The organism is Butyricicoccus sp. OF10-2 (assembly GCF_003481925.1).
In the GTDB taxonomy this organism is placed as follows: domain Bacteria; phylum Bacillota; class Clostridia; order Oscillospirales; family Butyricicoccaceae; genus Agathobaculum; species Agathobaculum butyriciproducens.
Map to the genome: position 1 here is coordinate 1 of NZ_QUMC01000049.1, position 12,311 is coordinate 12,311.

Below are 12,311 nucleotides of genomic sequence, written 5' to 3' on the forward strand. Positions count from 1 at the left end.
TACCAAGGCACATGTTGCGAAGTACTGGGCGGACTGATTTCACAGAGTGAAGATTTAAGAGTGGAGAGTGAAGAACTTTCCACTCTTTTTCTGTATACCCGCAAAAGAGAAAGAGTGGAGAAAATCACCACTCTTCACTCTTTTATAAGGTGCTGCTGACTACCGCCGCGACCTCTGTCTCACTGATTCCCTGCTCCGTGTTGCCATCAACCTGAGCAAAAACAAGCTGAATTCGGCGTGGTTCAAGCACACGAACGCACTCGAGGAAAGCTATCCGTGCGATGAGTTAGACAGTAACCTCGCCTTTGTGTGGGATGCTGTGCGTGCTCTGCCGCCCAAGTACCGCGAACCCATTCATCCGTTCTACCATGAAGGGTATTCTGCCGCGGAAATCGCACGCATTCTCGGACAGAAGGAGAGCACCGTGCGTTCTCTGCTGCACCGCGGACGCAGTATGCTCAAAGAGACACTGAAGGAGGCGTATGATTTCGATGAATAAGTACAACCGTTTGATGGAGCATATCAATCCGTCTTCTGACCTCGAGCAGCGCCTGCATGATGCGCTGGATAAACCGCCGGTGCGCAAACCGCCCGCCTGGAGAAGATACGGAGCGGCTGCAGCTTGTCTGGTACTGATTATCGGCGGCACAGCTGTTACGCAGATGAATCGCACGCCTGCAAATCCGGATGGTGAGGGAAAGGAACCGCCTGTTACAGCCGCTGCGCCGCAGGATTACGACACGACAGACGCGCTTGCCGCTGCGCTCTCCTTCCCGTTTGCGCTGCCGCAGACCTTGCCGGACGGTTATGCGTTCGATTCGGCATCCGATCAGTTCGGCATGGCTGTTGTTGTGTATGCGGACGCAGAAGGACATACACTTAAATACTGCATGGGTAAAGGCGAAGACGCGCTCGAAGGTATGAACCACACCGTTTCCGGCGAGAAACTCGAGGGTACGGACGCACTGCTCTATGCCGAGACAGGTTATACCTCGACCGAGTGGAAGGATAGCCAGTATAGCTACTGCTTTATTGCGGATGAAAATTTCGATACCGCAGTTTGGCAGGCTCTGGTAAACAGCATAAAATAATCTGCTAATTTGTTGAGCTGTACCGCAGGGATGGGTTTCATCCTCACAATAATTTCTAATTACTAATTCCTAATTCCTCATTTTTCTGCTATACTATATAGTTAGGAACAAGAAGAAGGAAGGATACCATGACACTCTACATCAACGCCTGTCCGCGGGAAGAGTCGCGGACGGCACGGCTGGCGCGCGCCTATCTCGCACACATAAGCGACGTCACCGAGCTGAACGTATACGATCAGCCGCTCGTCCCGCTCGACCGTGAACGGCTTGCTCACCGTGAATCGCTCATTGCCGGCGGCAAATGGCACGACCCGATGTTCGATTATGCCCACCAGTTTGCCGATGCCGACGATATCATCATTGCCGCTCCCTACTGGGATCTGGGCTTTCCGGCACAGCTGAAAACCTACATTGAGAACATTTATGTCCCCGGCATTGTCAGCGCCTACAACGACCACGGGCAGCCGTGCGGCCTGTGCCGCGCCCGCAGTCTGACCTACATCACCACCGCAGGCGGCGCGTACGACCCGCGGTTCAGCTTCGATTATCTGACCGCTATGGCCAAAGAATACTTCGGTATCCGCGAGACCCGACTTATCTATGCGGAGTGTCTCGACATCTGCGGCAACGACCCCGAGGCTATTCTGCAGTCCGCAATCGACCAAATTGAAAGGAGCGCTGACCGATGACCGGAACCTGTGACGACTGCGCCTACAACGTCTACGATGATGAAATGGATGAATATGTATGCGAAGCCTATCTGGATGAGGACGAATTTTACCGCCTGATGCAGACCGGCAAAAACTGTCCGTACTACCGCTCCGGCGATGATTATGAACTGGTACGCCACCAGAATTAAGGAGGAACCCTGACGATGACCGAACTTGAAAAAGCCGCTTCCGGCCTGCTGTACGATGCCAACAGCGACCCTGCACTGCTCGAAGCGCGTGCGCAGACCAGCGATCTGTGCATGGATTACAATGCACTCCGTTCCTCCCAGAAGGAGGAGAAAAACGCCCTTCTGCATACCATTTTAGGTGCCTGTGCGCCCGATATCGTCATTGAGCCGCCGTTTTTTGTCGATTACGGCAGCCATACGCGTGTCGGCCGTGCATTTTATGCCAACCATAACCTTGTGATTCTGGACGCGGCGCCGGTCACCATCGGCGACCATGTGTTCATCGGCCCGAACTGCTGTATCTCGACCGCAGGCCATCCGTTCGATGTTGCACAGCGCAACGCCGGGCTGGAATATGCCAAGCCGGTCACCATCGGCAATAACGTCTGGATTGGCATGGGCGTGCAGATTTGCCCGGGCGTCACCATCGGTGATAACGCCGTCATCGCCGCAGGCAGCGTTGTGACGGAGGATATACCGGCAGGTATGCTTGCCATCGGCGTGCCGTGCAAGGCCGTGAAGCAGGTAGCGAATAAACCGCAGAGACGCATTCTCTGATAAATTCGTAATTAGGAATTTTATCCTCCGCAGGGGCAGACCACCGGTCTGCCCTTTTATTTTACCTCTGCAGAACGTGAAAAAGGGAGGCCACTGGCCTCCCCTGCGAAACATAAAACCGTATCGTCGATTACTAACTGCTAATTTATTGAACCGCTTCGACAGTCTCCGAACCGCCCTCTTTATAGGTATAAACGGTAAACCCGTCGTACGTCCAGATGCCGTCCTCACCTTCGCCCATGCAGCTCGGCGAATAGCTCTTGGATGTCGGTGCGCCGAGTGCGCTCTCGAGTGCGGATGCGGACGAGCCGACGTACCCGCTCGCCTGAGAGGCAGTCGGCTTCGCCGGTTCTGCGGGTTTGGTCTCAGCCGGAGCGCTTGCCGCAGGCTTGCTCTGTGCCGGCTTGCTTGCCGGAGCGGATGCCGCCGGTTTGCTCGTCGAGGCAGACGGCTTGCTCGTGCCCGCTGAAGCAGACGGCTTTGCGGTCGTGGTGTTCGTGCTGCTCGTCACCGGCTTGGTTTCGTTGGTTTTATCCTCGGTTTTGCTGTCGGTCGAGGTCTTATCGTCAGTCTTAGTCTCGGTCTTGGCCTCGTCGGATTTCTCCTCGGTTTTCGCTTCGTCCTTCTTATCCTCGGTTTTGCCGGTCTGGACGGTCTGGCTCTCGTCCTTGGTATCATCCTGTGCGGTGTTGCCGCCGCACGCAGCAAGACCAAAGCAGAGCGTCAGTGCCAGCAGCATGGCTGTCAGCTTTTTCATAAAATTTCCTCCATATTGTTTATTTCTCCTGCGGATACTGATTAGACGGATTACGGTTCGGTTTTGTTCCCCAAATCCGGTGAATATCTGAGGCAACACCGCACAATTAAAGCTGCGGCGCTTTGCAGAAATTTTACGTCCTGACTTTGTTGCGGCTTCGCGGTAATACATCAAGTATTACCGCAAAACCGCGTCGCGTCAGTACACAAAATTTACTTGCAAATCGCTCTTGTTCAATCATGCGGTATTGCCTTGAAAATATTCGGCAGATTTCGCTCGACAATCTCGATGATGACCGTATCGCCCTCCTGCACCTGCTCCAGCGGATACGGCATCTGCCGGGTGATGATCGCCTCACGAAAATCCTCCGCGAGAAACGGATGCAGCGCATTGCCGAACGAATCGCGGCACAGCAGCAGACGGCCGTTCGGCGCATTCTCCTGTGTGGTCTGCATGAGGATATCCTCGTCCGAGCGCGGCGGGTTCACATACGAAAACGAGGTCTGATACACCTGCGTTTCCTCCTTTTGCGTGCCTTTCGGGTACAGCATTTGGTAAAGATCGCCGCTGTGGCTCCGCTCGGTCGTATATTCCTCATCCGTGAACGATGTATGCGGCAGACCGAGCGTGTTCATCAGATAATCGTGTGCAAGCGCGGCGCCGCGGTTCGTCCAGTGCGAGTCGGTCTTGTAGTACAGCACGTTCGCGTGTGCGCGGAACACGGAGAACAGGTCGGCGTAGTTCACGCCCTCCTGCCCGAGATACGGCAGCACGCGCTCGTAGCTGCCGTCCGCGTCCTCGGTCAGGTAGCGCGCAGGCATGTGCTCCGGGTAAAGCGAGCTTTTATTCGGCGCAATCGTGAACAGAAAGCGTGCGCCGCGACTCTCGCAATAGTCCTGCATGGATTTTACGGTCTGCGCCAACTGCTGCGCCTCACTCTCGGTCAGCGTTGCGTGATTCTGATAATCATCGAGCGTTTTCGCGTAGTACAGCCAGCCGTCCGTGCCGTAAATGACGTCCTCGGCAGGCGAGGTACACAGCAGCCTAGTCTGCAGCGCGGCATTCGCGGTGACCAGCTCCTGGCGAAAGCCGAAATGGTCGGCAACATAATCTGTCAGACCGCCGAGAAAGTCCTCGTTCCAGCCGGTCTGTGCGTTCCACAGGCTCGGCTTGGGCGTGAGATGCTCATTGCCTGCCGCCTGCTGCTCGGGCAGCACGAGCATACCCGCTGCCGGAATCAGGCACAGCGACAAAAACGCCGCTGTAAACCATTTATATTTCATATTTCACCTCAAAATCGGAAGTAAATGAACGGATTAAACGAGCCTGCCGCAAGGTACATCATGCACAGCAACAGCAAAGCCAGAGAGCCGATGAACGTCACGTTCTCGCGTTTCGGTGTGTGCTCGCGGGCCACAGGCGTACACAGGAGCAGCGCAAGACACAGCGTCAGTGCAAACGCAGGCGTAAATTTTGCCCAGACAGCCGCCGTGCCCATCCAATGCAGACCAATGCCGGAGAACATTGCGGCATACATGGCACCTGCCTGTGCCAGCGTATCCGCACGAAACAGCGTAAAGCCGAGCACGACCACGAGCAGCGTGTACAGCTGTCCGATTCGTTTTCCCTTGAGCTTGTCTACCGGAATCGCACCGCAGTCCTCAAGCACGGAAAACAAGCCGTGCCACAGTCCCCAGAGGACAAACGTCCAGCTTGCACCGTGCCACAGTCCGGTTGCGAAAAATACGAGAAAACGGTTGAGCCACGTCCGCGCCTTCCCCTTTCGGTTGCCGCCGAGCGGAATATACAGGTAGTCGCGGAACCAGCCGGACAGCGAAATGTGCCAGCGGCGCCAGAACTCCTTGATGGTGGTCGCGGTGTACGGATAATTGAAGTTTTCGCGGAAATGAAAGCCAAACATGCGTCCGAGACCGATGGCCATATCGCTGTAGCCGGAAAAATCGAAGTAGATCTGCAGCGTGTAGCAGATGGCGCCCGTCCATCCGGCCAGCATACCGATTTCTCCGGCAGGCAGCGCGAACACAGTGTCCGCCATCTGACCGAGCGCGTTCGACAGCAGCAGCTTTTTGCTCAAACCGCAGATAAACCGGCGGATGCCAAGCGCGGTCTCCTGCGGTGTGGTGCGGCGGCTGTCGATTTCCTGCTCGATATCGTGGTATTTGACGATCGGTCCGGCGATCAGCTGCGGGAAAAACGCGATGTACAGCAGCACCTTCTTGAACGAGTGAGAGACCGTTTGTGGCTCACGGTACACGTCGATGACGTAGGAAAGTCCCTGAAAGGTGAAGAACGAGATGCCGATGGGCAGCGCAATGCCGGTCAGCGGCAGACTCAGCCCGCACAGTGCGTTCACTGTGCGGATAGCAAAATCCGCGTACTTGAACACGGCGAGCAGCCCTATTCCGCCGAGGACAGCAAGTGTGACGCCGAGTTTGGCGTACTTTCCTGCGGCCAACCGTCCGCAAACGTAGTTAAGCGCCACCGAGAGCAGCAGCAGCGGCAGGTAATACACCTGTCCGAACGAGTAGAACACCAGACTTGCGAGGAGCAGCCAGGTGTTTTTCGCATCCACGTCCGACAGCCTGCGATCGAGCAGAAACACGATCGGCACAAAGAAAAACAGCGAAATTGCAGAACTAAATACCATAGATTAACCCTTTATGCACCGCAATTCCGTCTGCGGTGTTATTTTTTCGTACTTGCAGAGTTTGCGACCGCAATACCTCCGCTGACCAGCACAAGCGCCGCCAGATTGCGTGCGGTGAAGATATTCTCGCCGAGCACGAGCGCGGAGAACAACGTGCCGAACACCGGAATCAGGAAGCCGAACAGGCTGACCTTTCCGACCGGAAATTTACCCAAAAGCGCCGTCCAGATGGTAAACGCGGCCGCAGACAGCGCGATCATGTAGCCGAGCAGCAACACGCCGCCGAGCGTCACCCGACCGAGTGCGCCTCCGCCAGCCGTGCCGACACCCAACAGAAAACAGCCGCCGATGAGCAGCTGCCAGCCGGTCAGCCGCATGGGATCACGGCCGGGCGTGTAAATGCGCGAGACAAGCGCGCCCGCGCCCGCCGAGACCGCGCTCAGCAGCACCAGACCGTCACCAGTGAGGTTGAAGCCGTTCAGTCCGCCCAGTCCGAGCGCGAGCACGCCCGCAAAGCCGCAGATGCAGCCAAGCGTTTTCCGTCGATTGAGCTTATCATTCGGCAGCAGGCAATGCGCCAACAGCAGCGCAAAAAACGTCTGCGTGCCGGAGAGCACCGAGCCTTTGGTGCCGGTCGTACCGCTCAGACCGATGTAGTAGCACACATACTGCAGCATGCTCTGAAACAGGCTGATCGCCAGAATCGGCTTGATTTCATCCCGTTTGGGCACGATTCGGTGCCCTTTCAGCCGGGTCACGAGCAGCACAAGAATTCCCGCCAGCGCAAACCGCCAGCCGGCAAACACCAGCTGCGAAAACGGCGCGTCAGCCGAGACAGCGAACAGCTCGTACCCGCGCTTGACGCACGGCGCCGCACTGCCCCAGAGCGCGGTGCATAAAACCGCCGGTAAATATAATTGACGTAACAGACTGCGTTTTTGTTCCCCCATTTTGATACTCCCAGACAAATTTTTTATGATTGGTGCTATCAGTATACCATACTTCCCCATGCTCCTGCAAGAAAGGGAGTTTTATCGGACTTTCTCTGTGGTACACTGTCCTCAGTAAAAAAGAGAGGTGAAGCCATGATCTACACTTGCGACACCAAATGCTGCCACTTTATCTTCTTCGGCAGCGCTGAAACCCGCGTCTGTCCGGATTGCGGCAAACACAGCATCCGGCCGTCCACGCTCGAGGAACGCGCCGCGTTCTTCCGCCGCCAGACCGAGTTCGCACAGGAGCATCCGACCGGATAAGGCAATACCGCATAATTGAACAAGAGCGATTTACGAGCAAATTTTGCGTACTGATTAGGCGCGGTTTTGCGGTAATACTTTGTGTATTACCGTAAAGCCGGAACGCCATCAGGACACAAAATTTCCGTAAAGCGCCGCAGCTTTAATTGTGCGGTGTTGCCTTCATCAAAAGAAAAACCCTTCCGAATGTTGTCCTCGGAAGGGTTTCACTTACTGTCTTCAGTTGTCATGTACGATTACGGCTCCTCGTGTGATGTTTTTTTAATCAGACGATTACTTGCCGCGACGATTGGTACGGTTCATGGTCTTAGCGTTGATGTGTTCGCTTTCCAGTTCTACCATGCGAGCGTTTACCAGTCCATTGAAGAAATTTCTCATACCCATAATCTTTGCACTCCTTTTCAGTGATTCAAGTGATTGTATTTTTGAGATCCTTTCCTGATCTCTGGTATTATAATACACTTTCCCTGAAAAGAATACAAGAGCAAGATTTTATGAATATCTCACAATGCAAGCGTTATTATTTTGTATATATTGCACAGCACTGCTTGACATCTTGTACATAATTAACCGAAACTACTTGTGAACTTTACATAACAAATCAGCGATACTCCTTCGCCAGTCGTTCAAACAGCGGCAGCGCACGCTCGATGGTCGCGGTTTTCACACAGTAAGAAATTCGCATATGGCCGGGGGCACCGAAATCCGCACCCGGAACGACCAGCAGATCATATTTCTTTGCGCGTTCACTGAAGGCGCGGTCGTCCGCCTCGAGCGTCTGCGGGAACAGATAAAACGCGCCGTCCGGCTTGACACAGTGATACCCCATCGAGGTCAGACCGTTAAAGAGCAGGTCGCGGTTGGTCTGGTAGACCGCAATATCGCTGGTCTGGTCAGCACAGCGTGCCGCTACGCGCTGGAACATACTCGGTGCACAAACATAACCGAGTGCGCGGCCGGCACCGCAGACCGCAGCGTACAGCGCCTTGCTGTCGGCGGCTGCCGGCGGTACGAGCACATAGCCGATACGCTCACCCGGCAGCGACAGCGACTTGGAGTACGAGTAGCAGATAATGGTATCGTCATGGAAATGCGGCACAAACGGCACCTGCACGCCATCATATACGATCTCGCGGTACGGCTCGTCCGAAATGAGGTAAATCGGGTGACCATATTCCTTCTCCTTGCCGCGCAGCATGTCGGCAAGGCGCTTGATGGTCTGCTCGGAGTACACTGCACCGGACGGGTTGTTCGGCGAGTTGACAACGACCGCCTTGGTGTGCTCATTCAGGCGCTGTTCGAGAGCACCGAAGTCAATCTGAAAATCCGCGATAGACGGCGGCACAATGACGCACTTGGCACCGGCACCGCTCTCGATGAACATTTTATATTCCGGAAAATACGGTGCAAACACAACAATCTCGTCACCCTCGCAGACGATCGCCTTGAACGCACAAGAGAGCGCGGCTGCCGCGCCTGCAGTCAGGTACAGGCTGTCGCCGGTGTAGTCCGTGCCGAAACGCTTGTTGAGGCTGTCCGCCAGTGCGCCTCGCACGTCTGCGGCGCCCTGTGCCGAGGTATAGCCGTGCAGTGCAACCGGATCACCTGCCGCTTCGGCGTAAATCGCCTGACGAACGGCCTCCGGGGCGGGTACGTTCGGGTTGCCGATCGAGAAATCGAATACGTTCTCGCGGCCAACGATCGCCGCACGGCTGTTCCCGTACTCGAACAGCTCACGGATCGTCGAACGGCGGCTGCCTAAATCCATCATGTGCTCATTTATCATGGTTATCTACTCCTGTTAGGGGTTCTCCCTGTGAAAATTACTGCCCTCATTATATCATACTATTTTATCAGAGTGAAGATGGAAATTGGAAATTGAAGGGTGCGTTCCTCTCTTTTGTGTTACAGGAGAGCACGCTGTGCTCCCCGCGGGATCATTGTGCAGAGCGGGATGGTGTCCCGCCGTTTCCCGCCAAATAACACAATAAAAAAACGGAGAACAGAAAGCAAACGTCAAACGCTTATTTTCCATTTTCCATTATCAATCCGCCAGTCCGATGGCTGCCGAAAGCGGCATTGACAGCACAATGCCATGACTGCGGGTCTTCATTCCGACCGCCTGCATCAGCGCCGTCATAACCTGCTGTTTCTCGTCGCTTCGCACCACGAGGAACACGATTTCCTTTTCGGCCTGAATTTCGATACCGAAAAACCGCTTGACCTCATTTTCCGCAATGCCGCGCGCGGAAATGACCGTGCCGCCGCGCGCACCGGCCTTGCGCGCCGCATCCATCGCCACGTTGGTATAGCCGCGCTCCATCACAACTGCTACAACGTCAAAACCGTCGTTCTTCTCTGTCTCGTGCATCCTGCTGACCTCCTTTTGCTCCTCGTCTGCAGCGGTCAGCAGCTTGTGCCACCGCAGACCAATGCCTGTAATCGGAATGGTAAACGCGATTCCGCGTCCGGGATACCGCATTTCCAGCTCACGTCCGAGCCTTTTGAGCAGGCGAACGCCGGTCTGACGGCTGACCATGCACATCACAATGGCCTTTGCCGTTTCACCGATACCGAGCAGGTCGAGCATTTCCGTGCGCGCCGTGCCGTGTGCCATGCACACAAAGTCCACCGGCGCCTGTTCCTCACGATAGATACGCAGCACCTTTTCGCCCTGCTCCACGTCAACAACGGCCGCCACGACCTCTACCGCGCTCTGCACCGTCATCTGCGGTCGGTTTTCACTCATGCTCTGCTCCCTCCAAAACGATGATGCTATCCTCATCCTCTGCGGAAACATCGGACGCATCCTCGCTGTTCTGTTTCTTTTTATAGATGAGACCCAGCACCTGAATGGTAAGCAGCGGGGTCATGGCTACCATAGCTACAATACCGAAGGCGTCAGTCATCACGTTGCCGCCGAGCGCTTCACACGCGCCCATGGCGAACGGCAGCAGGAATGTGGTCGTCATCGGACCGGACGCAACGCCGCCCGAGTCAAATGCGATGCCGGTGAAAATTTTCGGCACGCAGAAAGTCAGTCCCAGTGCGGCAAGATAACCCGGCACCAGTATATAATAGATTGAAATGCCTGTCAATACGCGCAGCATAGCCATGCCGACCGAGCAGGCCACGCCGATGGACAGGCTGAGCATCATCGCTCTCTGCGAGATGCCGCCGTTTGTGATGGACTCGACCTGTCGATTGAGCACATGCACGGCCGGCTCCGCAGTTACCAGAAAATAGCCGATAAGCATGCCGAGCGGCACCAGCGCCCATTCATGTCCGCTCAGCGCCAGCTGCTGTCCAAGATAATGTCCCACGGGCATAAATCCGACGTTTACGCCGGTCAAAAACAGCGACAGGCCGGTAAATGTGTACACAAAGCCCACGCCGATTTTGCGCAGCTGCATGGCATGGAATCTGCGGAAAATCAGCTGAAATACCGCGCAGAACAGGATGATTGGCACCAGTGCGGACAAAACCTCGTGTATGTACGCGGGCAGCTCCACCACAAATGTGTGTGCTGCCTGACGGGTGTCCTCCACATCCGGCACAGTCACTGCCGTGTAGCCTGCACCGTTTGTCGGATAGAAAATACCAAGCAGCAGCACCGCCAGTACCGGCCCGATGCTGCACAGCGCAACCAGACCAAAGCTGTCCTCCTGTGCGCCGCTATCGCCTCGGATAGAGGCTAAACCGACACCGAGCGCCATGATGAACGGTACGGTGACCGGTCCGGTGGTCACGCCGCCCGAGTCAAACGCCACAGAAACGAACTCGTTCGGCACGAAAGCCGACAGGATAAACACCACCGCGTAAAACACAATGAGCAGCAGCGACAAACGAATCTTGAACAGCGTACGCAGCATAGCCAGCACGAAAAACAGACCGACGCCGACCGCGACCGTCCAGATCAGCACATTGTTTGGAATGGACGGTACTTGACCGGCCAGAACCTGCAGATCCGGCTCCGCGATCGTGATGAGTATGCCGATGATGAGCGTAATGAGTATCACGATGAATAGATTTTTCGTGCGTGGCAGCTGTGCGCCGATACCCTCGCCCATAGGCGTCATAGATACGTCCGTGCCGAGTGAAAACAATGCCATGCCGACGATAAGCAGCGCCGCACCGGTTAAAAACAGCACCATTGTGCCGACCGGCATCGGTGTGATCGTCACGCTGAGCAGCAGCACGATGATCGTGATCGGCAGGACAGACGACACCGACTCGCTGATTTTTTCTTTCAGAATTTTGTTCATTCTCGCCCCCCTGCTTCGCGATAAAATACCAATTTAGGCTATTATATCATACAAGGAGAGGTGAATTCCAGTGAACAGGGCATTTTTAACGAAAACAAAACACCGACTCTTTCGAGTCGGTGTTCGGTGTGCGCGATGAGTTATCTTCCCGGGCCGTCACCAGCCAAGTATTGTCACCGTAAACGAGCTTAACTACTGTGTTCGGAATGGGAACAGGTGTACCCTCGTCACAATAATCACGCACTTACTTTCTTGTGAACAAGAAAGTAAGCAAAGAAAACTTTACCTGCGCTTACGCGCTCTTGTTCAAAAGAAACCTTATTTAGAAACATATTACTATGTTTGCTACTTTGTTATACCGTCAGCACTGTTATAAAAGATTGGTGACCCGTGGGAGAATCGAACTCCCGTTTGCGGCGTGAGAGGCCGCCGTCTTAGCCGCTTGACCAACGGGCCATAACAGTTAGACTTCCGGTATTTCTCGGTTCCGCTGTGGACTCTCTCGAACCCACAGCGCACCGAATCTGGTACACCATCACGGGCTCGAACCGTGGACCCACTGATTAAGAGTCAGTTGCTCTACCAACTGAGCTAATGGTGCATACTTTCTTGTGTACAAGAAAGTATGCAAAGAAAACTTTACCTGCACACTTCGTGTGCTTTACTTTCTCATTCACAATCTGAAAGTGTAATTTAATTCTTTACACCCTCAAAACTGAACAATCCTACTCGCAAGCTATCTTTCGAGGTTACCTAACATTTAAGGTCAAGCCCTCGGCCTATTAGTATCAGTCCGCTCCATACATTACTGCACTTCC

The 12,311-nt window shown here is 54.8% G+C and carries 13 protein-coding genes, 2 tRNA genes and 1 rRNA gene; 6 read left to right on the forward strand and 10 right to left on the reverse strand.

Features of this window, described 5'->3' with window-relative positions; translation table 11 throughout:
• Positions 1-307 precede the first annotated feature (307 nt).
• The 5 genes from DXB00_RS16510 to DXB00_RS15720 all read left to right on the forward strand — a co-directional run bounded on the left by DXB00_RS16510 (position 308) and on the right by DXB00_RS15720 (position 2,547).
• Entirely contained in the window at positions 308-499 is a 192-nt protein-coding gene (locus DXB00_RS16510; protein WP_158578385.1) for an RNA polymerase sigma factor, read from the forward strand.
• Positions 492-1,091, forward strand: a complete 600-nt coding sequence (locus DXB00_RS15710) for a hypothetical protein (protein ID WP_118730285.1) — start codon at positions 492-494, stop codon at positions 1,089-1,091. The genes DXB00_RS16510 and DXB00_RS15710 overlap by 8 nt, the downstream gene beginning before the upstream one ends.
• 128 nt (positions 1,092-1,219) lie before the next feature.
• Positions 1,220-1,780 (forward strand): NAD(P)H-dependent oxidoreductase, encoded by a 561-nt coding sequence (locus DXB00_RS15715; RefSeq protein ID WP_119215167.1) that lies wholly within the window; start codon positions 1,220-1,222, stop codon positions 1,778-1,780.
• Positions 1,777-1,950: a DUF6472 family protein gene (locus DXB00_RS16765; RefSeq protein ID WP_199697324.1), complete on the forward strand. Its 174-nt coding sequence runs from the start codon at positions 1,777-1,779 to the stop codon at positions 1,948-1,950. Before DXB00_RS15715 ends, DXB00_RS16765 begins: the two co-directional genes overlap by 4 nt.
• A 15-nt stretch (positions 1,951-1,965) precedes the next feature.
• Positions 1,966-2,547 (forward strand): sugar O-acetyltransferase, encoded by a 582-nt coding sequence (locus tag DXB00_RS15720; protein WP_117752219.1) that lies wholly within the window; start codon positions 1,966-1,968, stop codon positions 2,545-2,547.
• Positions 2,548-2,692: 145 nt separating this feature from the next.
• On the opposite strand, the gene DXB00_RS15725 is transcribed toward DXB00_RS15720, so the two are convergent.
• The 4 genes from DXB00_RS15725 to DXB00_RS15740 form a co-directional block, all read right to left on the reverse strand.
• A complete protein-coding gene (locus DXB00_RS15725) occupies positions 2,693-3,304 on the reverse strand; it encodes a hypothetical protein (protein WP_119215168.1) in 612 nt (203 codons plus the stop codon).
• Positions 3,305-3,537: 233 nt separating this feature from the next.
• On the reverse strand, positions 3,538-4,587 hold the full coding sequence (locus tag DXB00_RS15730) for an alginate O-acetyltransferase AlgX-related protein (RefSeq protein ID WP_119215169.1): 1,050 nt from the start codon (positions 4,585-4,587) through the stop codon (positions 3,538-3,540).
• 8 nt (positions 4,588-4,595) lie between these two features.
• A complete protein-coding gene (locus DXB00_RS15735; RefSeq protein WP_118730280.1) occupies positions 4,596-5,972 on the reverse strand; it encodes an MBOAT family O-acyltransferase in 1,377 nt (458 codons plus the stop codon).
• 38 nt (positions 5,973-6,010) lie between these two features.
• A complete protein-coding gene (locus tag DXB00_RS15740) occupies positions 6,011-6,922 on the reverse strand; it encodes a DMT family transporter (RefSeq protein ID WP_158578384.1) in 912 nt (303 codons plus the stop codon).
• A 135-nt stretch (positions 6,923-7,057) separates the two neighbouring features.
• Here DXB00_RS15740 and DXB00_RS16515 point away from each other — a divergent pair, with 135 nt between their 5' ends.
• Positions 7,058-7,228, forward strand: a complete 171-nt coding sequence (locus DXB00_RS16515) for a hypothetical protein (protein ID WP_158578383.1) — start codon at positions 7,058-7,060, stop codon at positions 7,226-7,228.
• A 601-nt stretch (positions 7,229-7,829) separates the two neighbouring features.
• Here DXB00_RS16515 and DXB00_RS15745 read toward each other — a convergent pair.
• The 6 genes from DXB00_RS15745 to DXB00_RS15770 all read right to left on the reverse strand — a co-directional run bounded on the left by DXB00_RS15745 (position 7,830) and on the right by DXB00_RS15770 (position 12,094).
• Positions 7,830-9,014, reverse strand: coding sequence for a pyridoxal phosphate-dependent aminotransferase (locus DXB00_RS15745; protein ID WP_118730278.1), 1,185 nt, complete (start codon positions 9,012-9,014; stop codon positions 7,830-7,832).
• Between the two features lie 258 nt (positions 9,015-9,272).
• A complete protein-coding gene (locus DXB00_RS15750; RefSeq protein ID WP_118730277.1) occupies positions 9,273-9,977 on the reverse strand; it encodes a hypothetical protein in 705 nt (234 codons plus the stop codon).
• Positions 9,970-11,493, reverse strand: a complete 1,524-nt coding sequence (locus DXB00_RS15755; protein WP_118730276.1) for a DUF1538 domain-containing protein — start codon at positions 11,491-11,493, stop codon at positions 9,970-9,972. The genes DXB00_RS15750 and DXB00_RS15755 overlap by 8 nt, the downstream gene beginning before the upstream one ends.
• A 127-nt stretch (positions 11,494-11,620) precedes the next feature.
• Positions 11,621-11,737 (reverse strand): 5S ribosomal RNA (gene rrf / locus DXB00_RS15760).
• Between the two features lie 137 nt (positions 11,738-11,874).
• A tRNA-Glu gene (locus tag DXB00_RS15765) sits at positions 11,875-11,949 on the reverse strand.
• A 69-nt stretch (positions 11,950-12,018) separates the two neighbouring features.
• Positions 12,019-12,094, reverse strand: a tRNA-Lys gene (locus DXB00_RS15770).
• Positions 12,095-12,311: the final 217 nt, after the last annotated feature.